19 protein-coding genes and 2 pseudogenes are annotated in these 22,109 nt (G+C 72.0%); 12 read left to right on the forward strand and 9 right to left on the reverse strand.

Annotated elements, in window-relative coordinates; translation table 11 throughout:
- Window positions 1-6 precede the first annotated feature (6 nt).
- On the reverse strand, window positions 7-1,161 hold the full coding sequence (locus ACFVVU_RS22610) for a tyrosine-type recombinase/integrase (protein WP_387791809.1): 1,155 nt from the start codon (window positions 1,159-1,161) through the stop codon (window positions 7-9).
- A 92-nt stretch (window positions 1,162-1,253) separates the two neighbouring features.
- Between ACFVVU_RS22610 and ACFVVU_RS22615 the strand changes: the two are divergent.
- The 4 genes and pseudogenes from ACFVVU_RS22615 to ACFVVU_RS22630 all read left to right on the forward strand — a co-directional run.
- A pseudogene (locus ACFVVU_RS22615) lies at window positions 1,254-1,418 on the forward strand (pirin family protein); the annotation flags it as partial.
- A 162-nt stretch (window positions 1,419-1,580) separates the two neighbouring features.
- Window positions 1,581-2,645, forward strand: a complete 1,065-nt coding sequence (locus ACFVVU_RS22620; RefSeq protein ID WP_380688934.1) for a 2,3-butanediol dehydrogenase — start codon at window positions 1,581-1,583, stop codon at window positions 2,643-2,645.
- Between the two features lie 196 nt (window positions 2,646-2,841).
- Window positions 2,842-3,330, forward strand: a pseudogene (locus tag ACFVVU_RS22625) (carbamate kinase); the annotation flags it as partial.
- Window positions 3,331-3,379: 49 nt separating this feature from the next.
- A complete protein-coding gene (locus tag ACFVVU_RS22630) occupies window positions 3,380-3,511 on the forward strand; it encodes a hypothetical protein (protein ID WP_387791941.1) in 132 nt (43 codons plus the stop codon).
- A 186-nt stretch (window positions 3,512-3,697) separates the two neighbouring features.
- Here ACFVVU_RS22630 and ACFVVU_RS22635 read toward each other — a convergent pair whose 3' ends face one another.
- Window positions 3,698-4,582 (reverse strand): universal stress protein, encoded by an 885-nt coding sequence (locus ACFVVU_RS22635; RefSeq protein ID WP_387791811.1) that lies wholly within the window; start codon window positions 4,580-4,582, stop codon window positions 3,698-3,700.
- A gap of 379 nt (window positions 4,583-4,961) precedes the next feature.
- On the opposite strand from ACFVVU_RS22635, the gene ACFVVU_RS22640 reads away from it, so the two are divergent.
- Window positions 4,962-5,759, forward strand: a complete 798-nt coding sequence (locus ACFVVU_RS22640) for a universal stress protein (protein ID WP_387791812.1) — start codon at window positions 4,962-4,964, stop codon at window positions 5,757-5,759.
- A 343-nt stretch (window positions 5,760-6,102) separates the two neighbouring features.
- On the opposite strand, the gene ACFVVU_RS22645 is transcribed toward ACFVVU_RS22640, so the two are convergent.
- Entirely contained in the window at window positions 6,103-7,782 is a 1,680-nt protein-coding gene (locus tag ACFVVU_RS22645; RefSeq protein ID WP_387791814.1) for an NAD-dependent epimerase/dehydratase family protein, read from the reverse strand.
- Between the two features lie 248 nt (window positions 7,783-8,030).
- On the opposite strand from ACFVVU_RS22645, the gene ACFVVU_RS22650 reads away from it, so the two are divergent.
- The 3 genes from ACFVVU_RS22650 to ACFVVU_RS22660 are packed head-to-tail and all read left to right on the forward strand — an operon-like array spanning window position 8,031 to window position 10,659.
- On the forward strand, window positions 8,031-9,113 hold the full coding sequence (locus ACFVVU_RS22650) for an NAD-dependent epimerase/dehydratase family protein (protein ID WP_387791816.1): 1,083 nt from the start codon (window positions 8,031-8,033) through the stop codon (window positions 9,111-9,113).
- A 59-nt stretch (window positions 9,114-9,172) separates the two neighbouring features.
- Complete coding sequence (locus ACFVVU_RS22655) at window positions 9,173-9,667, forward strand: NUDIX domain-containing protein (RefSeq protein WP_380683522.1); 495 nt, start codon at window positions 9,173-9,175, stop codon at window positions 9,665-9,667.
- Window positions 9,664-10,659: a galactokinase gene (locus ACFVVU_RS22660; protein WP_387791818.1), complete on the forward strand. Its 996-nt coding sequence runs from the start codon at window positions 9,664-9,666 to the stop codon at window positions 10,657-10,659. Before ACFVVU_RS22655 ends, ACFVVU_RS22660 begins: the two co-directional genes overlap by 4 nt.
- Before the next feature lie 8 nt (window positions 10,660-10,667).
- On the opposite strand, the gene ACFVVU_RS22665 is transcribed toward ACFVVU_RS22660, so the two are convergent.
- The 4 genes from ACFVVU_RS22665 to ACFVVU_RS22680 form a co-directional block, all read right to left on the reverse strand.
- On the reverse strand, window positions 10,668-11,765 hold the full coding sequence (locus ACFVVU_RS22665; protein ID WP_387791819.1) for a radical SAM protein: 1,098 nt from the start codon (window positions 11,763-11,765) through the stop codon (window positions 10,668-10,670).
- A 73-nt stretch (window positions 11,766-11,838) separates the two neighbouring features.
- Complete coding sequence (locus ACFVVU_RS22670; RefSeq protein ID WP_380683518.1) at window positions 11,839-12,663, reverse strand: carbohydrate ABC transporter permease; 825 nt, start codon at window positions 12,661-12,663, stop codon at window positions 11,839-11,841.
- Complete coding sequence (locus ACFVVU_RS22675) at window positions 12,660-13,574, reverse strand: carbohydrate ABC transporter permease (protein ID WP_380683517.1); 915 nt, start codon at window positions 13,572-13,574, stop codon at window positions 12,660-12,662. Before ACFVVU_RS22675 ends, ACFVVU_RS22670 begins: the two co-directional genes overlap by 4 nt.
- A complete protein-coding gene (locus tag ACFVVU_RS22680) occupies window positions 13,564-14,853 on the reverse strand; it encodes an extracellular solute-binding protein (RefSeq protein WP_380683515.1) in 1,290 nt (429 codons plus the stop codon). Before ACFVVU_RS22680 ends, ACFVVU_RS22675 begins: the two co-directional genes overlap by 11 nt.
- Window positions 14,854-15,046: 193 nt before the next feature.
- On the opposite strand from ACFVVU_RS22680, the gene ACFVVU_RS22685 reads away from it, so the two are divergent.
- Both ACFVVU_RS22685 and ACFVVU_RS22690 read left to right on the forward strand, forming a co-directional pair.
- A complete protein-coding gene (locus tag ACFVVU_RS22685) occupies window positions 15,047-16,222 on the forward strand; it encodes a serine/threonine protein kinase (RefSeq protein WP_380683514.1) in 1,176 nt (391 codons plus the stop codon).
- Window positions 16,223-16,250: 28 nt separating this feature from the next.
- A complete protein-coding gene (locus tag ACFVVU_RS22690) occupies window positions 16,251-16,991 on the forward strand; it encodes an HAD family hydrolase (RefSeq protein WP_387791822.1) in 741 nt (246 codons plus the stop codon).
- Here ACFVVU_RS22690 and ACFVVU_RS22695 read toward each other — a convergent pair.
- Window positions 16,942-18,420, reverse strand: a complete 1,479-nt coding sequence (locus ACFVVU_RS22695) for a N,N-dimethylformamidase beta subunit family domain-containing protein (RefSeq protein WP_387791824.1) — start codon at window positions 18,418-18,420, stop codon at window positions 16,942-16,944. The genes ACFVVU_RS22690 and ACFVVU_RS22695 overlap by 50 nt on opposite strands.
- A gap of 259 nt (window positions 18,421-18,679) precedes the next feature.
- On the opposite strand from ACFVVU_RS22695, the gene ACFVVU_RS22700 reads away from it, so the two are divergent.
- Together ACFVVU_RS22700 and ACFVVU_RS22705 are read left to right on the forward strand one after the other, a co-directional pair.
- Window positions 18,680-19,507, forward strand: a complete 828-nt coding sequence (locus ACFVVU_RS22700) for a class I SAM-dependent methyltransferase (protein WP_380683510.1) — start codon at window positions 18,680-18,682, stop codon at window positions 19,505-19,507.
- A 26-nt stretch (window positions 19,508-19,533) separates the two neighbouring features.
- Window positions 19,534-20,340 (forward strand): N-acetyltransferase, encoded by an 807-nt coding sequence (locus ACFVVU_RS22705; protein WP_387791825.1) that lies wholly within the window; start codon window positions 19,534-19,536, stop codon window positions 20,338-20,340.
- Here the strand turns inward: ACFVVU_RS22705 and ACFVVU_RS22710 are convergent.
- A complete protein-coding gene (locus ACFVVU_RS22710; RefSeq protein WP_387791827.1) occupies window positions 20,309-21,400 on the reverse strand; it encodes a hypothetical protein in 1,092 nt (363 codons plus the stop codon). The two genes, ACFVVU_RS22705 and ACFVVU_RS22710, sit on opposite strands and share 32 nt — an antisense overlap.
- Window positions 21,401-22,109 lie beyond the last annotated feature (709 nt).

A 22,109-nucleotide genomic window follows, 5' to 3' on the forward strand; every position in this document is an offset into this window, starting at 1 on the left:
GCACGTTCAGGCGGCCAGGCCTAGGTCGAGGAGTTCGGCGGCGCGGCCGATGGAGCCGGGCATGAGGTGGCGGTAGATCTTGAAGGTGACGTCGATGCTCTTGTGACCCATCCACTCGGCGACGTCGGTGATGGGGAGGTTGTGGCCGAGGCAGTTCGAGGCGAAGAAGTGGCGGAGGCCGTAGACGACCATGCCCTCGGGGATCTCGACGAGGCCGTCGTTCTTGATCCGCTTCCACTGGTTGGCGATGTAGTGGTTGGGCATCGGCTTGGTCAGGTCGCGGGGGTGTCGGAGGAGGTAGCCGTCGATGGTGCCGTAGGTGTCGGCGTACGACTCGATGGAGTGCCGGACCCGGGCGGCGAGGGGGACGTCGCGGTAGTCGCCGGCCTTGCGGTGCTTGAGGGGCGCGTAGGCCTTGGTGGTCTGGTTGACCTGCTCGGTGATCCGGTAGACGTCGTCGGCGACGATGTTGTTGATGTTGACGGCCAGAGCCTCGCCGTTGCGCATGCCGCAGCCGCTCATGAGGTCGGCGACGAGACGGAAGGTGTCGTCGCCGGCGGCGCGTATGTCCCGGACCTGGATGGGGGAGGGGATGATGGCGCGCTTGGGGTCGTACTGCGGGGGCTTGACGCCGTCGAGAGGGCTGTCGTCGTAGAGGCCGAGCCGGTGGGCGTCGAGCAGGATCGACTTGAGCTTGTCGAAGGCGTTGGACTGGGTGGCGAGGCCGACGCCGTTGCGCTCCATGGACTGGATGAAGGCCTCGACGACCTTGTGGTCGAAGGTGCCCATCCGGCGGCTGCGGAAGGCGGGGTAGAGGTGGTGGACGAGCAGTGAGTCGAGGTGGCGGAGCGAGCTGGGGCTGAGGTCGCGCTGGCCGGCCTTCCACTCGGCGACGTACTCGTGGAACTGCATCGGGCTGTACTGCTGGACGCGGGCGGCCTTGTGCTGGCTCTGCGGGTTGTTCTTGCGGGCCTGGTAGACCTCGGCGAGGCGGGACTTCGCCTTGTCCTGGGTGGCGAAGCCGGACTCCTCGGTCTGCCGTCCGGCCGCGTTGCGGTAGCGGATCTTGTACTCGTGCGGGCACCTCGGCCACCGGCTCTCGGGGTGCTCGCACTCCTTGAAGAGGCTGCCCATGCCGCGGACGAGGTTGATGGTGGCCATGACAGTCGACTCCCGGGCGTCTTGCTGACCTTTCGCTGACCCCGGATGGTCGATCAAGCCCCTGACCTGGGACGAAACGGCAGAGCCGTGGTATGTGGTGGAACTTCATCGGCCGCAGCGGCGACGAGATCACCCAGGCCCGCACCGACTGGGAAACCGGCACCCGCTTCGGCGAGGTCCACGGCTACGCCCGCCCCCGCCTCCACGCCCCCGAACTCCCCGCCCTCCCGCTGAAGGTCCGCGGGCGCGAGCGCTGAGCTGCGGAGATGCCCCGGTGCCGGGCGTGTCGCCGCGCCGGTGCGCGCCGCCGGGGGTAATGTTTAAGAGTCAACTTAAATCCGCCTGGTGAGGCGCAGGCCTCACTGCACGGTACGACCCGATGCGGGCCGTGAGCACAACAGGTGAAGAGGACAGTTCAAATGAAGGCTGCGCGCTACTACGACCGCGGTGACATCCGTATCGAAGACACTCCGGAGCCCACGGTCGGCCCGGGCACGGTCGGCATCGACGTCGCCTACTGCGGGATCTGCGGCACCGACCTGCACGAGTACCTCGACGGGCCGATCTTCGTACCGCCGGCCGGGCACCCGCATCCGGTCTCCGGCGAATCCGCTCCCGTGACCCTGGGCCACGAGATGTCCGGCGTCGTCTACGCGGTGGGCGAGGGCGTCGAGGACCTGAAGCCGGGCGACCGCGTGGTCGTCGAGCCCTACATCCTGCGCCCGGATGTCGACACCAGTGAGAACAACCCGGTCTACCACCTCTCGCCCGACATGAACTTCATCGGGCTGGGCGGTCGCGGCGGTGGGCTCGCCGAGAAGGTCGCCGTCGAGCGCCGCTGGGTCCACCCGGTCGGCGACGTCCCGCTGGACCAGGCGGCCCTCATCGAGCCGCTGTCGGTGGGGTACCACGCCTTCGAGCGCTCGGGTGCCAAGGCGGGCGACTTCGCCCTCGTGGGTGGCGCCGGGCCCATCGGGCTGCTGACCTGCGCGGTGCTCAAGGCGATGGGCGTCGAGGTCGCGGTCTCCGAGCTCAGCTCGCTGCGCCGGCAGAAGGCGCTGGACGCCAAGGTCGCCGACCACGTCATCGACCCCGCCGTCACCGATGTCGCGGAGGAGGTCCGGCGCCTCACCGGTGGCAGGGGCGCGGACGTCGCGTTCGAGGCCACGTCCGTCAACGCCGTCCTCGACACGCTGTTCGACGCCGTGAAGCCGGGCGGCGTCATCACCGTCATCTCGATCTGGGGCAAGCCGGCGTCGCTCGACATGCAGAAGCTGGTCCTCAAGGAGGTCGACCTGCGCGGCACGATCGCCTACGTCAACTCCCACCCGCAGACCATCAAGCTCGTGCAGGAGGGGCGTATCGACCTGGCGCCGTTCATCACCAGGACCATCGGGCTGGACGATCTCGTCAGCGAAGGCTTCGAGACCCTCATCCACCACAACGAGACGGCCGTGAAGATCCTGGTGGACCCCCGCCTCTGAACCGTCAGCCATCCGTGACGGCCGGTGGGCCGTCGACGGGGGAGGGCCGCCGTTCCCGTGCAAGGCAAGGGGCGGCGGCCCTCCCGCTGCCGCGCGCCCCGGGGGTGCCAGGGGTGCCGGGCGGGGCCGCCGTTCGCGAGCGGCGCGGGTCCGGTCCGACGAGGGCATGATCGGCACCCTGCTCGCCCGGGAGCTGATGAACCGGCTCCCGGGACGGGAGGTCGCCGTCCTCGTCACCCACACCGAGGTGGACCCGCACGACCCGGCGTTCGCCCACCCCACCAAGTTCATCGGCCAGCAGTTCGACGAGCAGCGGGCCCGGTCCCTGGAGCGCGAGCGCGGCTGGACCACCGCTCCGGACGGCGCGCACCACCGCCGCGTCGTCCCCTCGCCCGCACCGCGGGCGGTCCTCGAAGCGCCCCTCGCCGGCCGCCTGCTGGCCGGCGCGGCGGTGGTGATCTGCGGGGGCGGCGGTGGTGTCCCGGTCGTCCGCGACCGCGACACCGGCCTGCTCCGGGGAACCGAGGCCGTCGTCGTCAAGGACCTCACCGCCGCCCTGCTCGCCGAGCAGCTCGACGCCGACGCCCTGCTGATCCTCACCGACGTGACCCATGTGTTCGCCCACTACGGCGCCGCCCACCCAGGCCCGCTGGTGAGCGCCACCCCCGAGCGGCTGCGTGCGCTGGATCTGCCCGAGGGCTCGATGCGGCCCAAGGCCGAGGCCGCCGCCGCGTTTGTCGAACGGACCGGGGGCCTGGGCCATCGGCCCGCTGGACAACGCCCTCGGCATCCTCCTCGGGACCACCGGAACCACGGTCCACGCCGCCCCCGGCACCCAGGACCTCAAGGTCGAAGCCCGGGGGTAGCGGGTGCGGAAGCCCGTCGGACCGGGCCGGGGACGGACGACCGTCCCCGGCCCGGTCCTTGTCGTTCCTTCCCCTCCCGGCTCTCCCGGGGGCCGGGGACGGGGAGGAGCCCGGGTCGCGGGGAACGGCGGAAGACGCGGTGGGCCCCACGAGACCGTGGGGCCCACCGCGTCGCGTGGCGGCCGGTCAGTCGTGCGGCACGATCACGACCGGTGCCTGCGCGTGGTGCAGGACGGCGTGGGCGACCGGGCCGAGCCGCAGGCCGGCGCGGTGCGGGTGCCGCCGGCGGCCGACCACCACGACCGAGGCCTCGGCGGAGGCCTCCACCAGCGCGGAGGAGCCGGTGCCGATCCGGCAGTCCTCGACCACCTCGACCTCCGGGAACTCCTCCCGCCAGTCGGCCAGCGCCACGGTGAGCAGCTCGCGCTCGATAGCCCGGAACTGCTCCGCCTCGGCGAGCGGGGGGACCCAGCCGGCGTAGCCCCAGACCGGCGGCGGCTCCCAGCCGTGGACGGCGCGCAGGACCGTTCCGCGTCGGGCGGCCTCGCGGAAGGCGAACTCGACGACCTCCCGGGAGGGGGCGCGGGTGTCGACGCCGACGACCACCTCGGGTCGGCCGGAACCGCCGGGCCGCTCGGATCCACCGGCCCGGACGAAGACCGAGGGCACCTCGCACCGGCCGGCGACGGCGAGGCCGACCGATCCGACCAGCAGGCCGGCGAAGCCTCCGAGCCCCCGCGAACCGAGGACCAGCAGCTCCGCCCCGCCGGCCGCCCCGGCCAGCGCCGAGGCGAGCGGCTCGACCGCGTCGGTGTCCCCGATCAGCTCCGCCCCGACCTCCAGACCGGGGTGGGCGTCCAGGACCGCCTGCCTGGTGTCCGAGAGCATCCGGCTGGTCAGCGCGCGGACGTCGCCGGGCTGACCGGGGTCACCGTGGGTGTCGTCCAACCATGTCCGGACATGGACCAGGCGCAGGGCGAGACCGCGTCGGACGGCTTCGGCGGCAGCCCAGCGCGCCGCGGCGGTGCTCTCGGACGAGCCGTCGACACCGGCCAGTACGTAGCTGTTCATGGGAATGCTCCGGTTCTCGTGGCGGGGGTGGGAAGTCCCCCGCTCGTGGGGCGTGCCCGGCGGCTCGCCCACGCCGGTCATCACCCTCCGCCTTCCGGGGTCCGCGGCCCAGGGCCCGGCAGCCCGGGAACACAGGGCCACAGGTCCCGTCCCACCGGTCCGGGCGTGCGCCGACCGGCCCTGTTCGCCCTCGCGCCCCGGCGGTGACCCTCGCTCAACCACCTGCTCGCTCGCGCGTCTGGCGCCAGGACCACAACGGCTTCTCGGCCCGACACCACGACTGGATCCGCGAACACGGCATCGACCTCCCCGAGGTAGCAGACTGGACCCGGGGGCCTGACCGAGCATCAGGGGGGCTGTCATCGAGGAGACAACCACCGTGGACCTGCCCGTCACCGTCGGCGTCGACACCTCCGAGGCGAGCCTGGTGGCCGCCGACTGGGCCGCGCGCGAGGCGCTGGTGCGCGACCGACCGCTGCGCGCCCTGCACGCCCTGCCCCACCCGGCCCCCGGGCTGCCGTCCGACGGGGGCGGCCTGCTGCACGAGGTGCGGCAGGTCCTCGCCGGGCGCCACCCCGCCGTGCGGCTGCACACCGAGGAGGTCCAGGACGTCGCCACCTCGGCGCTCGGCGCCGCCGCCGAGGACGCCGAGCTGCTGGTGGTCGGCGCGCGCGGCGACGGCGGCTTCGCCGGGCTGCGGGTCGGTTCCACCGCCCTGTACCTCGCGGCCCGGGCCGGCTGCCCCACGGTGGTGCTCCCGGCCGAGCCGACCGGGCCGGCCCAGCGCGAGCACCTGGTGGTGGGCGTGGACGCCCGCCGCCCCGCCGAGGCGGCGCTGGAGTTCGCGTTCGCCGCGGCGGCACGGGCCGGGCTCCCGCTGCGGGCCGTGCACGCCACCACCGCGGCGGCGGAAGGCCCGACCGCCGGGGGGCGGGAGGCCGAGGCCGAGCTGCTGGCCCGCGCGCTCGCCCCCTGGCGGGCCGCTCATCCGGGCGTCGAGGTCGTCGAGGTGACGGAGCGGATGGCGCCCGGGCCGGTGCTGGTGGAAGCGTCGCCCAAGGCCGCACTGCTGGTGCTCGGACGCCGCCCCACCGTCCGCATCGGCCTGCTCGGCCCGGTCGCCCACGCGGTCCTGCACCACGCGGCCTGCCCGGTGGCGGTGGTGCCCGACGCGTGAGCCGCAGGCACTGCCGCCAGGACCTTCGGCCCGGCCGCAGTGCTGCTCGGCCCCCGGCCCCGACCGGGATGGACCGCGGTGGCCGCCGGTCCTCCCCGATCCGACGACGTGGCCCTCGCCCGCGCGGCGGCCATGGCACCCACCTGCCCGCGGTACCTGCCCGTGACGGGGCCGCACCCACGGCGCGGGCCGGGCGGCGAAGGGATCACCCGGGCCCGCACCGGCCGGGGGACCGGCGCCCGCCCCGGAACTCCCGGCGCTCCCGCTCAAGGCACGCGTGCGGGAGCGCCGAACGCGCGGGGGTCGGTGCTGTCTGGGCGGGTGCGCCGGGGTGGGTGGTGGGTCACATGGTGGTGAGCAGGGTCCCCTCGTAGGCGAGCCACTGGGAGAAGGCGTGCAAGCCCTTCGCGGGTTCGGTCGCCGGCGTCCAGGCGGGTGGGCGGGGGGCGGTGGTGAAGTGCGGTGCCGGGGCGGGGGGTTCGGTGGGGGAGGGGTTGGTGTGGACCGGCACCGGGCGGACGGCCGCGTGCACGGCGTTCGCCAGCTCGGCGAGGGTGGTGGGCTTCTCGGCCGCGACGGTGAAGGCGCGGGGCACCGGGCGGGAGCGGAGCACCGCCAGGACGGCGTCGGCCAGGTCGTCCACGTAGACGGGGTGCAGCTCGCTGTCGGGATTGCCGTGGACGGTCACCGGGTGGCTGCGCAGGGCGTCCCACACCATGCGGCCGATGAGGGTGTCGCGGGAGCAGCCGGGACCGTAGACCTCGCCCACGGTGAGGGTGTACGGCCGCGGGTCGCCGTGCAGACGGACCGTCAACTCCTGGGCGGGAGCGCCCTCGCGCAGGCCGGTCAGGTCGAGCGTGGCGTCCGGCAGGCCGTCCCCGGCCAGGTCGGTGATCCTGCGCACGAGGTGCTCGCCGAGCGGTGAGGCGCCGCCGCGGACGGCGAGGCCGCCGGGCCGCGGGGGGCGGCGGGCACCCGGCCGGCCGGCGAACTCGTGGCCGGCGGCCAGTGCCCGGTGCGCCACCGCGGCCAGCGCCTCGCGGCGTTCGGCGATCCGCTCCTCGGTACTGGTGTTGCTGATGCCGCCCGGCCCGGTGGTCGCGATCGCCTCGGCGTACACCTCGGCCCGCACCATCGGTGCGGAGCCATCGGGGTCCAGGCCGAGGCGGGCGGCCTCGTGGCCCATGGCGAGGGCGGTGAGCCAGGTGCCCCGGACGTCGGGTGCGTCGGACTCCGGCCCGGGTGGCGTGAACAGCGAGCCGGGCAGCTCCAGGCCGCGCAGGTACTGCTCGCCGTCCATGTGCAGCCAGCGCTCGGGGCCGGGCCCCGCGACCCGCACCGCGCAGCGCGCGACGCCGTACTTGAAGAACGGCAGGACGCTCAGGCCGGTCAGCCGCTGCCCCTCGTCGCCGGGGCGGTCGTCGGGCAGGAAGCAGACCGAGCGGCGCGGCCCGCGGAAGGCGTTGCCCGAGATCGAGCCCTGGTCCTGGTGCTCGGCGAGGTTGGGCACGGAGACGTAGCGGGGGACGCCGAGGTCGGTCAGATAACGGTGCATCAGAATGTCGTCGGGCCAGCCGCCGAGGCGTGCGCGGCCGTAGCGGACGAAGCCTTCGGCGACGGCCCGGGGCAGTACGATCGCGACGCACGGGAAGTACTCGTTGACCGCGCCGACCCAGCGGGCACCGGCCATGGCGCCGAAGCGGACCGCGGCACCGTTGCGGGAGTCCCACAGGGCGAAGAGCGCCAGTGCCGCGTCCGGCATCGCCTCGATGGCCAGGTCGACCCGCTCGAAGAACGATTCGGACAACAGCATGTCGTCCTGGACCACGAGTTGATGGGTGGCGCCGTCCGCGACGGAGTCCCAGGCGGCGAGGGCCGTGCGCAGCACCGACGGGGTGCCGGTCGGGTCCGGGTCCATGACGACGCGCAGTGCGCCCGGAGGCGCGGTCAGGGCCATCTGCTCGGCGGCCCGCCGGCGCTTGGGGTGGGTCATGACCACCGCGCTGAGCTGATGGCGCGTCACGTGGTTTCCCTCTTTCTGGTGGGGTGTGGGGGACTTGGTGGCACTCGTGTCGCTATCTGCTACTGCGGGTGCCATCGATTCCGGACAGTACGGATAGAGCCGGAGGCTGGCAAGAGTGCCGAATTCGCACTGGCGTCACGGTTGGTGTCCCAAGGATGCTGGACTGGCACGCCACCTTCCGAGTGAAGCATGTGGCTGTGCTTGAGCGAGTGTTCGAGAGTTCGCCGTCTTCACGGAGGGAACCCCCTATGTCCGCTGAATCGCACGCGCCGTTGAACGAGGCCGGAAGCGACGACGGTGAGAGCGTCGAGTCCCGGTTGGAGAAGCTCCGCGATGCTCGCATCGTCGTGACGGGAGGCGGCGGCCTGGTCGGCAGCCACCTCACGTCCCTGTTGTGCCGGGCCGGTGCCCAGGTGGTCGTCCTGGACCGGATGGACGCCTACCCCGAGGACGGCCACACCATATTCGGGGTCGAGAAGACCGGGGCCGAGCTCGTCGTCGGTGACGTCTGCGACCGCGAGCTGGTCGCCGGCCTGCTCCGGGACGCCGACTTCGTGGTCCACGCCGCCGCCTACGCCGACGTGGCCGCCTGCACCCGGAACCCCGACATCGCCTTCCGGGCCAATGTGCAGGGCACCCAGGTCATCCTGGAGGAGCTGGCCCGCACCGGCGTGCGCCGCCTGGTGCTGGTCTCCTCCGCGTCGGTGTACGGCGACGGCCCCACCGACTCGCCCGGCCCGCACATGTTCCACGAGGACCAGGCGCTGTTCCCGCTGTCGGTGTACGCCAACGGCAAGCTGTGGGCGGAGCACCAGACCCGGCTGATGCTCGGGGCGTCGGCGGGTACCGAGTACGCGATCGTGCGCTACTTCTCCGTCTACGGCGACCCCCAGATCCCGAAGCCGGGCAGCCACTCCTGGATGGTGCCCTGGCTGTCCCTGCAGGCCAAGCTCGGCCGCCCGATGCGTCTGAACGGCGGCGGCGTCCAGGTGCGCGACATGATCCACGTCCAGGACGTGGCCGAGGCGACGGCACTCGCGCTCGTCGAGGAGGGGATGGCGGGCCAAACGGTCAACGTGGGGACCGGGCGTCCGACGGCGGTCCGGGACGTCGCGGACCTGCTGATGCCCTACTTCCCGCAGGCGCAGCGGATCGTCACCCCGCGGCCCGAGGGCGACCCGCTCGGGGGCTTCGCCTCCACCGAGCGGAGCCGGGAGCTGCTGCGCTGGCAGGCCCGGGTCGATGTCGCGGAGGGCGTCGACCGCTATGTGCGGTGGCTGGAGAAGACGCCCGAGGCCGTGCCGCGCTGGCTCGCCGAGGACGGCGCGTGACAGTCTGTGCCCCCGTGGCCGCCCGACGTCGGGCGGACGTCGGAGGGGGTGGTGCGAGCATGGGCTATGTCGGCTCTTACGTCTGGTCGCTGCGTCAGAAGGTGGGCGGCCGGAGACTGTTGGTCCCGGGGGCCCAGGTCCTGCTGATCGACGAGGCGGGCCGGGGTCTGTTCCAGCAGCGGGTGGACAACGGTGTCTGGGAGCTTCCCGCGGGTGCCTGCGAGGAGGACGGGGGCTTCGCCGAGGCCGCCGTCCGCGAGGTGGCGGAGGAGACCGGGCTGCGGGTCGAGAAGGAGGACCTGGTCGCCTTCGGCTCGCTGTCCGATCCGGACCTGCACACCGTGACCTACCCGAACGGGGACGTCAACCACTGCTTCGCGCTGTGCTTCGCGGCGACGCGCTGGTCGGGGGAGCTGTCCCCGGGGGCGGACGAGGTGCGTCGGGCGCGGTTCCGGCCGCTGGACGACCTGCCGGCGCCGCTGCATCCGCCCACGCGGGTCGTACTGGAGATGTACCGGGCGTTTCTCACGGACGGGAGGTTCCGGGCAAGGTGAGCGAGGAAGAAGCGATCCGCGTCGCGGTGCCGTGCCGGGCCTGTCTGTCGGGGGAGGACCTGGACTGGCTGGGCGACGGCCGCTCGGTCAGCCTCGCCCTCGACCTGCCGACCACCGTCGAGGTGGTGCCCGGTGTGCCGTCCGGTGGGCAGCAGCCGGCCGAGAGCGACTGGTCGGCGCAGGTGTGGATGTTCCTGCGCGAGCGGCTCCCTGAGGTGCATGGCCCTGCGCCGGCCGTGCGCGTCAGCAGTGAGGCGCCCTCGGCGAGCGGGCTGTCCTCGTCCACGGCACTGATCGTGGCACTGTTCCGCGCGTTCGCCCGGGCGGCCGCGGCGCCGGACGGCGAGCCGGTGCCGGACGCCCTGCTCGTCCAGTGGGCGTACGAGTTCGAGTTCGCCCGCTTCAACGGCGGCGGCATGGACCACCTGGCCGTCGCCGAGGGCGGTGCGCTGCTGATCGACGGCCGGGAGCGCGGTCTGCCGGTGGTCCGGGAACGGCTGGAGTTCCCGGAGGACTGGCGGGTGGTCGTGGTGGATTCCGGGACCCGGAAGAACACCGCCGACCACATCCGCACGGTGCGGGCGCAGCTGGCGGCCGGTGATCCGGCGCTCGCGGCGTACCGGACCGAGGCCGACCGGGCGTCGGGGGCCGCGTGGGCGGCCCTGCGCCGGCGCGACCACGAGGCGCTGGGGGAGGCGATGACCCGGGCGCACGACGCGATGCGCGACTTCCAGGGCATGTCGACCCCGGTGCTGGAGGAGCTGCGGACGCTGGCGCTGCACGCCGCCGGCCTGCCGTTGAAGCTCAGCGGGGCCGGCGGCGGCGGTTCGCTGGTCGGTGTCTGCCCCGCGGCCGACACGCCGGGGGTGGTGGCGCGGCTGGCCGACGCGCTGCGCGCTCCGTTCCCCCTGGCACGCGTGATCCCCGCCCGGGCGGCTCCGGGGAGCCGGAGTGCCCGGACGGGGAACCGGGTCGGCGTCAGCGCGGGCTGACGGTCAGGTCACAGGAACGGGTCGTAGTCCTCTCCCGGGGGGACTGCGCCCGTTCCTTCCGCTATCAGGTCCAGCTCCAGGTTGGAGCGGTGCCGGGCGCAGTGGAAGCGGCAGTCCCGGCTCGGGTCCACGATGCCGCGGTCCGAGGTCTTCCAGATGTCGGGCAGGCTGTCGGTGACGGCGTCGCCGATCCGGGCCTGCGGGTTGCCCCGGTGGTAGGAGCAGACGTACACCCCGGACGGGGTGATCAGGGTGCGCAGCTCGGCCACCTTGCAGCGGTGGTACTCCTTGGGCTGGACCGGCCCGGTGTGCCGGCGCAGCGAGGTGAGCGTGGAGGAGTTGATGAGCTGGAAGGTGTCGCTCTCCAGCCGGGCGGCCTCGGCGAGCTGGCGGTCGACCGATTCGAGGATGTCCTCGGAGACCTGGATGACGTGGTGCTCCTCGTCGAACATCGCCTTGGTCTCGAAGTAGTCGCAGCCGATGTCGTGGGCGAGCTCGGCCGCCTGCAGCACCTCCGTGTGGTTGCTGACGACCCGGCCGTCCGGCTCCTGGCGGGTCATGACGAGGAACGAGTAGCCGAGCGCGCCGGTCTTCGCCCCGGCGAGCAGCCGCATGTTGGCGACGACCTTGTCGAAGACGCTGCGGCCCTTGCGGTCGGGACGGAACAGCCCGTACGTGTCGGAGCTCCCGGCGTCCATGGAGACGCGGACCCAGGAGGCGTAGGAGGCGAGTTCGTCGAGGTTCTTGTCGATCATGGTGCCGTTGGTGACGACCCCGACGGCCAGGCCGGCCTCGCCGAGGACGCGCAGGACCTGACGGGTGCCGCGGTGGGCGAGCGGTTCGCCGCCCCCGATGAGCACCACGGCCCGGACGGACATGGAGACCAGTTCCTCCGCGAGCGCGGCCAGCCGCTCGGGGGTGAAGCGGCCCTGGTTGAGCAGCTTTCCGCTGATGCACTCGGGGCAGGCCAGGTCGCAGAAGGTGGTCGGGTCGAGGTCCACGACGAGCGGGGCGTCCGACGGGGTCCCTTCGGCCACCTGCAGGACACGGGGCCAGCCGGACGGCTGGTAGAGCTTGGAGACGAGATCGAGACGGTCGTGCGTCACGGAGTCCTCCTGTGGGCGTGAACGGGGTGCGACCGGGAGAGTCGGGTGTTCGGTGCGCGGGATCACCCCTTGATCACCCCTTGATCGCCCCGGCGGCGAGGCCGGAGGCGATCCTGCGCTGGATGATGAGGAAGAAGACCACCACGGGCAGGGCGGTGAGCGTGGCTCCCGCCATCAGCCCGCCGTAGTCGGTCCCGCGGCTGGTCGTGAAGGAGACCAGCCAGATGCTGACGGTCTGCTTCTCAGGGGTGGACAACAGGATGTAGACGAGGACGTATTCGTTCCAGGCCTGGACGAGCGCGAAGACCGAGGTGGCGACGATGCCGGGGGCGAGCAGTGGCAGCACCACCCGGCGGAACGCGCCGAGGCGGCCGCAGCCGTCGACCATGGCCGCCTCCTCCAGCTCCACGGGCACCCCGTCGATGAATCCCCGCAGCATCCATACCGTGAACGGCAGGGTGAACACCAGGTAGGTGAGGATCACCCCGGTCAGGCTGTCGGTCAGCCCGGCGTCGTTCAGGAGCAGGTACAGCGGGATGATCAGGGCCGTCAGCGGCACCATCTGGACGATGAGGATCACCACGACGAAGGTCTTGCGGCCCGTGAAGCGGAAGCGGGCGAGGGCGAACGCGGCGAGCGTGCCGACGATCAGCGACACCACGACGGTGCCGACGCCGATGAGGACGCTGGAGCGGACGTTGGCCCAGAAGGTCTCCGAGCCCAGGGCCCGCGCGAAGTTGTCCCAGGTGGGCGAAGTCGGCCAGAACCTCGGCGGCAGGCTCAGGATCTCCGAGGCCGGCCGGAACGCGGTGAGCACCATCCAGTAGATGGGGAAGCCGATCACCGCGGCGACGAGCAGCCCGAGGAGGTCGTGGCCGAGCGAGCGTTGACGCCTCATTCGAGCTCTCCCGTCCTGAGCATCTGACGCAGGTAGACGACCGATCCCGCGAGCAGCAGGACGACGGTCACGAGGGCGATCGCGGCGCCGGTGCTGTACCGGTTCACCGCGAAGGACTCGATGAAGGAGTAGACGCCCAGCAGGTAGTACTCCCGCTCGGGCTGGCCGCCGCGCATGAGCCAGATCTGGTTGAAGACACCGAAGTTCCAGATCGCGTTCAGCGTGGTGACCATGAGCAGGACCGGTCTGATCACCGGCAGGGTGACGTGCCGGAAGACCTGGAACGGCCGGGCGCCGTCCAGGATCGCGGACTCCTCCAGTTCGGGCGGTACCTGCGAGAGCGCAGCTCGCAGGGTGATCGCGGCGAACGGGAGCGAGCCCCACACCACGACGGCGACGATGACCGTGAACCCCTGCCAGGGGTTGGTGAACCAGTTGTGGTGGGTCATGTCGACCCCCGGCAGGTTGGACAGCACCCAGTTCGTGACGCCGTAGTCGGTGTCGAAGAGCCAGCGGAAGATCGACGCCGCCACCATCGCCGGCATCGCCCACACCGTCACCAGCACGCCGGCGATGACGGCGCGCACCCACGGGGAGACCCGGTGCATCAGCTGCGCCGTGAACAGCCCGCAGACCACGGTGAGCACGACGGTCACCGCGGTGAAGAGCACCGTGCGGCCCACGACCTTCCAGAAGAAGCCGTCGCCGAGGATCTTGCCGAACTGGTCGAGCCCCGCCCACGGCGGTGCGGCGCCGCTGAAGAGCTGCTCCCGGGTCATGTCCTGGAAGGAGAGCACGACCATGTCCACCAGCGGGTAGCCGAGGACCAGGACGAGCGCCAGGACGGTGGGGGCGATCAGCAGGTACGGCAGCAGCGGTGAACGCCGCCGCCGGCCCCGGTCAGCGCTCATTGATCACTTCGTTGATCCGCTGGTCGGCCTCGCGGGCGGCGTCCTGCACGGACGCCTTGTTGTTGGCGATGCGCTCCAGCATCTCGGGCAGGATGTTGGACTTCTCCACCGACGTCCAGCCGGGGGCGAACGGGGTCATCCAGCCCCCGGTGGCCGCGGCCTGGGCCGCCGGGCCGTTGATGCCGCCGGCGGCGACCTCGGCCATCTGGACGGTGTTGTTGGGCAGGGTGTCCACCTCGATCAGGGCCTTCTGCGACTGCGTGTCGGTGAACAGCTTGATCCAGTCGGCCGCCAGGTCCTTGCGGGTCGACTTGGCCGGCACCGCCAGGGTGGAACCGCCGAGGAACGGCGGCAGGAGCTTGCCGGACGGGCCGGGGAACGGGAAGGTGCCGAACTTGTCCTTCAGCTTCGGGTCGCCGCCGGAGTGCTCGTCGGTGGCCATGGCGGACTCCCAGGTGTTCCCGTAGAAGACGCCCACCCGGCCCTGGCCGACCACGGCCGGCTGGTCGGAGTTGTCCTTGGCCCGGTCACCGACGTAGTAGGTGTCGATCAGCCGCTTCCACTCGGTGAGCCCGGCCACGGAGTTCGGCGAGGCCAGCGAGCTCTTCCACTTGTCGCCCTCCTTCACGGCGATCTCGCCGCCCGCGTCCTTCACGAACGCCATGGCGGCGTACCAGTAGCGGCCGGGCATGTAGAGCGCCGAGTAGTTGGGGTCCTCGGGGCCGTAGACGGCCTTCAGCTTGTCGAGCGCGGAGAGCAGCTCGGGGTAGGTCTTCGGGGCTTCGGCGACACCGGCGCGGGCGAACTGGTCGGTGCGGTAGATGCCGATCCGGGCCCCGACGTAGTAGGGCACGCAGTACGTCTTGCCGTTGGCGCGGCAGGCGTCGGCGAGGGCCGGCAGCCAGTTGGCCGACTGGTCGTACTTCGCCGGGTCCACCGTGGCGAAGGCACCGTTCACGATGTAGTTGGTGGTCTCGCTGTTGCCCATCTCGACCACGTCGGGGACGTTCTTCCCGGCGAGGACGGCGTCCAGCTTCTGGTTCTTGGTCGTCCACTGCTGGTACTGGACGTCGACCTGGACCCCGGGGTGGGCCTGGGTGAAACGGTCGTTGGTGGACTGGACCAATTGCGGCCAACTCTCCTGCGCGTCCACGGCCAGCCACACCGTCAGTTTGCCGCCCGCGTCGCCCCCGCCCCCGCTACTGGAGGTACAGCCGGTGGCTGCGAGGGACAGGAGAAACGTGAGGACAAGGGGGCGGTAGGACATGCGAATGGCCATGAGGTCTCCAAGTTCGCTATGGGGGTGCTCTTCTGATTACCCGTCTGATCGCCAAGAGTCGCAGAGGTTTAGACATTCGGCCGGAAGATGACGTTCGGTGTCCCGCAGAGAGATCAACACTTGACTCCTCCCGGGCGGTACCCGCAGGTTAGGCCTCTGCACCCACGTGATCCCGATACGAAGGGCTTGTTACGTGACCGAGCAGACGACTTCTTCGACCGAGCAGACCTCCGACGCCTCCGCCCGACCGATCCGGGTCAACGCCTGGAACGGCTGGGACCCGCTGCGCCACGTGGTCGTGGGACGGGCCGAGGGCACCGTGGTCCAGGCCCCCGAGCACGCGGTGCGCCGCGACTACCCCGAGGACGGCTTCCCGCTGGGCACCTTCGGGCCGATGCCCGAGGACATGGTCGCCGAGGCCGAGGAGCAGCTGGACAACTTCTCCGAGATGCTGCGCCGGCGCGGCATCCGGGTGGACCGTCCCACCCCCGTCGACTTCAACCAGCAGGTCAGCACGCCCGAGTGGACGCAGGACTCCATGTTCGGCTGCATGCCGCCCCGCGACCTGCTGCTGACGGTGGGCAACGAGGTCCTGGAAGCGACCATGTCCTACCGCAGCCGCTGGCACGAGTACCTGGCGTACCGGCCCCTGCTGCAGAACCTGTTCGACTCCGACGAGAACATGCGCTGGGAGGCCGCACCCAAGCCGCGGCTCACCGACGCCTCCTACAACACCAAGTTCTGGGACACCTACAACGACCTGCCGACCGAGGAGCAGCTGGCCCGGGTCCGGGACTACGACCTGGTGCTGACCGAGGCCGAGCCGCTGTTCGACGCCGCCGACGTCGCCCGCTTCGGCAAGGACCTCTTCGTCCAGCTGTCCTTCGTCACCAACCGCAGCGGCTACCAGTGGCTCAAGCGCCACTTCCCCGACCACCGGGTGCACGTGGTCACCTCCACCAACACCCACCCGCTGCACATCGACGCGACCTGGGTGCCGCTGCGCCCCGGGCTGGTGCTGCACTGCGGCGAGCGGCTCGCGGACGCCGAGCTGATGGAGTTCTTCCGGCTCAACGACTGGGAGATCATCGAGGCGGTGCAGCCCGCGAGCTGGGACCACCCGCCGAAGCTGTCGTTCTGCAGCCCGTGGCTCGCCGGCAACATGCTGAACCTCGACGAGAACACCCTGTGCATCGAGGAGAAGGAGGTCCGGCTCTCGGAGCAGCTGTCCTCCTACGGCTTCGACATCGTCCCGGTGCCGTTCCGGGCGGTCGGGCCGTTCGGCGGCGGGCTGCACTGCGCGACCGTCGACATCGAGCGCGACGGCGAGCTGCAGGACTACTTCCCGCGCCGGCACGGCCGTTACTGAGGCCGGGCCCGTGCCGACCGCGGGGCCGGTGGGGATCCGCGCCGTCGTCTTCGACTTCTACGGGACGCTGGCGCGGATGGTCGAGCCGCTGCCGCCCGACCACCGTCCGATCTTCGACCGCCGGGGCCTGTCCACCCAGGGCGCCCGCTGGGGTGACCAGTGGACGGTGGGCCCCGCCGAGGGCGAGGAGCACGCGGATCACTCCGTCAGTGAACTCGACTACCACCGTTGGGAGTTGGGGCGACTTCGGCGCAGGGCCCGGGACTGCGGGGTACCGGACGGCGAGCTGGAGGGGCTGGTCGAGGAGATCGACCGGGCCATGAAGGCCGTCCGGCTGGAGCTCTTCGAGGACACCCTCCCCGTCCTCGGGGAGCTCCGCGCCCGCGGTCTGCTGCTCGGCATCTGCTCCAACTGGTTCTGGAACCTGGAGGACTGCCTGCGGGAGGTCGGCCTGGACGGGTCGGTCGACGTCGTGGTCGGCTCCGCCCGGGCGGGCGCGCGCAAACCGCACCCGCTGATCTACCGGACGCTGCTGGAGCGGTGCCGACTGCCGCCCGAGCAGGTGCTGTTCGTCGGCGACATGTGGGCGCCGGACGTGCTCGGCCCGCTCACGGCCGGGATGCGCTCCGTCCACCTGTCCCGGCCGGACCCCGCGGTGCTCGGATCCGAGCCGCCCCTGGTGGACGGGGCGGCCCGGATCCGCGGGCTGGGGGAACTGCTCACGCTCGTGGCGAGCGGTGCCGCAGCCGGTCCAGCAGATTGCGGGTGACCTGGGCGACCGCGGCGTCCTCGTCCTTCCCGCAGACCGCCGGCCAGTCGGTGGTACCCGCGGAGAACACGGTGCCGCCGGCGGTGAAGACGCCCATGGTCGCGGCCCGGGGGCTGGTGACACCCGGCTCCCGGGCCGGTCCGTTCCAGTGGCCCCACTTGAAGTCGTGGAAGTCCTCGTGCACGGGTTCGAGGACATGGATGCCGAGGATGAGGAAGGAGGCGGGAGTGCCGTCCTCGCCGCTCGCTCGGGCGACGCCGCGGTCGTCCCGGACGTAGGCGGCGCCGTCGCACTCGTACCCGATCAGCGTGGTGCCCGCGCCGAGCCGGTCGGGCTCACCGCCGTCGGAGCCGTCGCGCAGCCCGGTGCCGGCGAAGACCCAGTGGTCGGCGTGCTGCACGGTGTACCCCTCGCGCGGACGGTCCCCGGGCCACCCCTCGGCGCTCGCCCACATGCCGCCGTTGCGGAAACTCACCCCGGTGAGGGAGTTCTCGGGGCGGCCCACGCCGTCGGGTGCCGCCGGCCACCACTGGTCGGTCGCCGGAAGGTGCGGGTACGCGTCCCCCACGTGGTGGTCGGTGTCCGTGACGAAGGCGGTGTTCCGGTCGGTCGGATGAATGCGCCACCAGCACGTGTTGGCACTGAGGAAGGCGATGTTCCCGCCGTCCCGGACGAATTGTTCGGCGTGGCCGCGCATCGCCTCGCTCCAGTATTCGTCATGGCCGACGCTGAGCAGCAGATCGTACGAGGACAGCAGCTCCGGATCCTCGTGCAGATCGAGATCCGTACAGAATTCGACCGGGTAGCCGTTGCGCTCCAGCCAGGCGATGAAAGGAGCGTCCCAGTAGGCGAGGTCGATGATTCCGCCGGGCCGGTGCAGGCTCACCCGGTGCCCGCGCGGATCGCCGTCCGGCAGGTACACGGGGTGGTCGTAGAGGCTGGCGCCGCGGTCCTCGCCCGGACGGTCGGCGCGGTTGTAGGCGTGCCGAGTGAAGGTCGACTTCTTGTAGAGGATGCGGGACCGGCTGCCGGGCCGGCGGGGCCGCACGACGAAGAACTCGCGGTCCGGGCCCTCGATGCCCGCGGCGTCGAGCAGCGGCGGGACCTCGCGGTCCCGTCCGTCCTCGCCGTGCTCGCCGTCCTCGACGAACTGGACCAGGTGCAGGCCGGGCGTCCAGTCCTCCGGCACGGGCACGGCGAGCGGCGGCCAGCCCCAGGCGTCGGCGGGCGAGGCCCGGCCGGCCACGCCGTCGGGGTGCGGCGGCGCCGGGTGGAGCGACCCGGGGAACCGGCCGCTCTCCGCCACCAGGACCGGCTCCGCGGCCAGCCGGTAGAACCTCAGCCGGAACCCGGCGGCGTCGGTGGAGACGTGGACGGTCAGCTGCTGCCCGGCGGTGACGCTTTCCCGGCCGAGATATCCCTCTATCATTCCGCCTCCCAGGTAGGGCGAACGGCCGGTGAATAGATGTCCGGCCGCTTCGGCCCGCCATCGTAGGGGGCTCCGGGAATTCCGGGCAACGGTGCTGTGGAACCGGTCATTTCAGGGCCGCCTTTCGGACAGCGAACCGGATCGGGAGAATCCTCTACCGCCGGGCCGGGTAGCCGGAATTCAGCCGAAGCCGACCGGCTACCGCAAATCCGTCACCTCCGGGCAAGAACGAGGCATTCGCATGAGCAATGAATTTCGCGTGAGGGAGCTCGTCCTGGGAATCCAGGGCCTGGCGCTGCTGCGCCACGCCATGGACGGGGAGGAGGACTTCCTCAAGGCGCGCGTCGAGGACATCAGGCGCTTCGCGTCGGACGACGGGGAGCTGCCGGAAGGAGGTACCGGCGTCAGCGAACTCGGCCTGGCCGAGGGCTACGCCTCCTGGTCGGCGGTCTACGACTCGCTGCCCAACTCGTACATCGAGGTCGAGGAGCCCGTGCTGCACGGGATCCTCGACACGCTTCCCACCGGCGTCGCCCTGGACGCCGCCTGCGGCACCGGGCGGCAGACCGGCGCCCTGGTCGCCCGCGGGCACCGCACCATCGGCGTGGACCAGTCGCCCGAGATGCTGGCCAAGGCCCGCGAGCGCGCCCCGCAGGCCGAGTTCCGGGTCGGGCGGCTGGAGAGCCTGCCGCTGGAGGACGACTCGGTCGACCTCGCCGTCTGTTCGCTGGCCATGACCCATCTGCCGGACCTGGCGGCGGGCGTGGCGGAGCTGGCCAGGGTGGTCCGTCCGGGCGGGCGGATCATCGTCTCGGACCTGCACCCGTTCGTCATCGCCCTCCAGGGGCAGTGCGTCTTTGTGCACGGCTCCGAGCAGCTCGCGTTCGTCCGCAACCACGTCCACCTGCCCGGGCGGTACCTGGAGGCGTTCACCGGAGCCGGGCTGCGGGTCCGGGCCCTTCACGAGCCGCTCTTCAACGGCCGTCTCGCGCCCGGGGGTTACGAGGAGTTCATCGCCGACGCCGCGCGCGCGGCCTGGGACGGGCTGCCGATCGTCATCGTCTGGGACGTCGAAGTCCCCGCCTAGGACAACAAGGAAGAGAGGACGGACCGATGGCCCTGATCGTGGTGACCCACGCGGAGAAGCCCGAGCTGTGGGACCGGATGCCGGAGCGGTTCGCCGGCATCGTGCCCGAGTACAACCTGCACGGCGACGTCAACGACGGCTACTGGGACCGGCTGTTCGAGGACTTCGCCGACTACCAGTTCGTCCTGTACGACGACGAGCGCGAGGTGGTGGCGGGCGCCGGACGCTCGCTGCCGCGGACCTGGGACGGCACGGCCGCCGACCTCGGCCCCGGACTGGACGACTCCATCGCCCGGGCGTTCGCGGACCGCGAGGCGGACCGGCCGGCCGGCGCCCTGGTCGCGCTGGGCATCGAGGTCGCGGAGGACTACCAGCGCAGGGGCTTCTCCAGCGTGCTGCTCGACGGGATGCGCCAGGTGGCGCGGCGGGCCGGCCTGGCGACGGTGCTGGTGCCGGTGCGGCCCACCTGGAAGGACCGCTATCCGCTGGTGCCGATCGAGCGGTACGCGACCTGGCGGCGCGCGGACGGCGCCCCGTTCGACCCCTGGATCCGCACCCAGGTGAAGGCCGGCGGCGCGATCGCCGGAGCCTCGGAGCGGTCCTCGCGGATCACCGGCACGGTGGCCGAATGGGAGCGCTGGACCGGCATCGACTACCCGGAGGACGGCGACTACGTGTTCCCGAGCGGCCTCGCCACCCTGCGGATCGACCGTGCCCGGGACCTCGGCGCGTACTGGGAGCCCGCGGTGTGGATCACCCACCCGGCCACGTCGGAGGCCGCGTCCGACGGCACGCCGGAGGTCACGCCGGAGACCACTGCTCCCCGGCCCTGACGGCGGTCCAGGCGAAGGCGGACATCAGCCGCACCTCGTCCGGCCCGGCCTCCGGCCGACGCTCGGGCGGCAGGCCGGCGGGACCGGCGGTGGACACCGCCGCGTCCCGCAGCCGGGCGAGGGCGTCCGGCGGTACCTCGCCGGGGCCGCCCAGCCGGCGGGCGGCTTCGGCCGCCTGCCGGCCGAGCAGCAGGCAGTGGATCCACAGCTCCTCGGCGAACGCCCGGCCGAACCGCTCGGCCACCTGCGACGCCAGGTCCGCCGGCATGCCCTCGGCCACCGCCTCGCGCACCGCGCGCTCGGTGAGGCCGGTCATCGGCAGCGCGTCGAGCCAACGGTGGTGGCCACGCCCGCCGTCCGGGCCGTTCTCCTGGCCCACGAGCCGGATGTAGCCCTCGCCGTACCGCATGTACGGGACCCACCCCGGCTCCTCCAGGACCCGGCCGCGCTCCAGCAGCGGCTCGGCGTCGGCGGCGTCGGTGGGGCAGACGGCGAGCCGGATCCCCTGCGTGGCATGGCCGTTGATGCTGCTGGTGCCGATGTGCTCCACGACGTTGGGCACCGCGATCAGGCTCATCCGGCCGCGGGCGCGGAAGAAGACGGAGAAGAGCTCGTCGTCGTGGCGCTCGTCGCTGCCGGCGGCGAACTCGCGGAAGTCGTCCGCGGTGTCGAGCGGCAGACAGACCGCGAGCGACGGCGTGAACTCGTCGGGCACGGCCCGCACCCAGGCGGCGCCGGCGAGCGCGGCGAGCCGGGAGGCGCCGCCGTTGCGCGCGTGCCAGTTGGTGTAGTACACGAGGGCCTCGTCGGGGAACCGGGCGGCCGCGCGGCCCACGAGCGCCACCAGGTTCTCCGGGGCGGACACGTCGTCCTGGACGACGAGGTGGTGGCTCGCCGCCGAGTCCGCCGCCGCCCAGGCGACCATGGCCGTCCGCATGGCCGAGGGCGGTCCGTCCGGCTCCGGGTCGAGCGCCAGGCCGTCCAGCCCGAGCCGCTCGGCCAGTTCGCGGGCCTGGACCAGGCGTACCGGGTGGGTCATGACCGCCGAACTCACGCGCACCGTCGACACCTTGGCTCTCCCTCGTCTCTGGGGTCTCGTGTCATCGTGACAGGAGCCGCCCCGCCGCCGAAAGGGCGCGCAGTGATCTCGGCCGGTTCCCAACCCCGTGCTCAGGGCCAGTGGCGCCCTCTCCAGGGCGCCATGGCGCGGGGCTCGTTCTCCGTCGGGTGGGGCAGGTCGGAGAGCAGCGGCCGCCCCACGCCCTCGTCCATCGCGACGATCGGGGGCCGTCGTCGCGGGAGGAGCAGCGCGGCGAGTGACAGACACCCGACCACGACGATCCCGTCCACACACAGGGCAGGCAGCAGCGGAAGCCGCCCACCGACGTGCACGGCCGTCAGCACCCCGGCACCGACCCCGGTTGCGACCCCAACGATCAGACAGCGCATGGCCCTTCGCATTCCGCCTCCACAGTGACCAGTCGTGCGGCCAGTGGACCCGGCTGCTCGGGTGCAACAGTGAACGGCACACCGGCGTCCCTTGTGAGGACGTATTCCGGACAGAATTGGAGTAGACCAATATTTCCCTGGCGCCGCGGCCCCTGGGCACATCGCGGAGCCCGCGCGCCGAAGGCCTGCGCCGACGCCCGGCCGACCCGCTGTCAAGCTCTGAACGATCTCGTGTCAATTCCGATGTTTGAAAGCCGGTAGATGCCCGCTGTACTGGTCGATTCCGCTGCGGGGGCGTTCACGACCGTGTGAAGATGGGC

The organism is Kitasatospora sp. NPDC057965 (assembly GCF_042887135.1).
Classification (GTDB): domain Bacteria; phylum Actinomycetota; class Actinomycetes; order Streptomycetales; family Streptomycetaceae; genus Kitasatospora.

What these genes read in the sequence shown, in the direction of transcription:
- ACFVVU_RS22705 (WP_387791825.1), top strand. Translation starts at nt 19,534, where the DNA reads ATGGCCCTGATCGTGGTGACCCACGCGGAGAAGCCCGAGCTGTGGGAC.
- ACFVVU_RS22620 (WP_380688934.1), top strand. Translation starts at nt 1,581, where the DNA reads ATGAAGGCTGCGCGCTACTACGACCGCGGTGACATCCGTATCGAAGAC.
- ACFVVU_RS22610 (WP_387791809.1), bottom strand. Translation starts at nt 1,161, where the DNA reads ATGGCCACCATCAACCTCGTCCGCGGCATGGGCAGCCTCTTCAAGGAG.
- ACFVVU_RS22675 (WP_380683517.1), bottom strand. Translation starts at nt 13,574, where the DNA reads ATGAGCGCTGACCGGGGCCGGCGGCGGCGTTCACCGCTGCTGCCGTAC.
- ACFVVU_RS22680 (WP_380683515.1), bottom strand. Translation starts at nt 14,853, where the DNA reads ATGGCCATTCGCATGTCCTACCGCCCCCTTGTCCTCACGTTTCTCCTG.
- ACFVVU_RS22635 (WP_387791811.1), bottom strand. Translation starts at nt 4,582, where the DNA reads ATGAACAGCTACGTACTGGCCGGTGTCGACGGCTCGTCCGAGAGCACC.
- ACFVVU_RS22655 (WP_380683522.1), top strand. Translation starts at nt 9,173, where the DNA reads ATGGGCTATGTCGGCTCTTACGTCTGGTCGCTGCGTCAGAAGGTGGGC.
- ACFVVU_RS22670 (WP_380683518.1), bottom strand. Translation starts at nt 12,663, where the DNA reads ATGAGGCGTCAACGCTCGCTCGGCCACGACCTCCTCGGGCTGCTCGTC.
- ACFVVU_RS22650 (WP_387791816.1), top strand. Translation starts at nt 8,031, where the DNA reads ATGTCCGCTGAATCGCACGCGCCGTTGAACGAGGCCGGAAGCGACGAC.
- ACFVVU_RS22695 (WP_387791824.1), bottom strand. Translation starts at nt 18,420, where the DNA reads ATGATAGAGGGATATCTCGGCCGGGAAAGCGTCACCGCCGGGCAGCAG.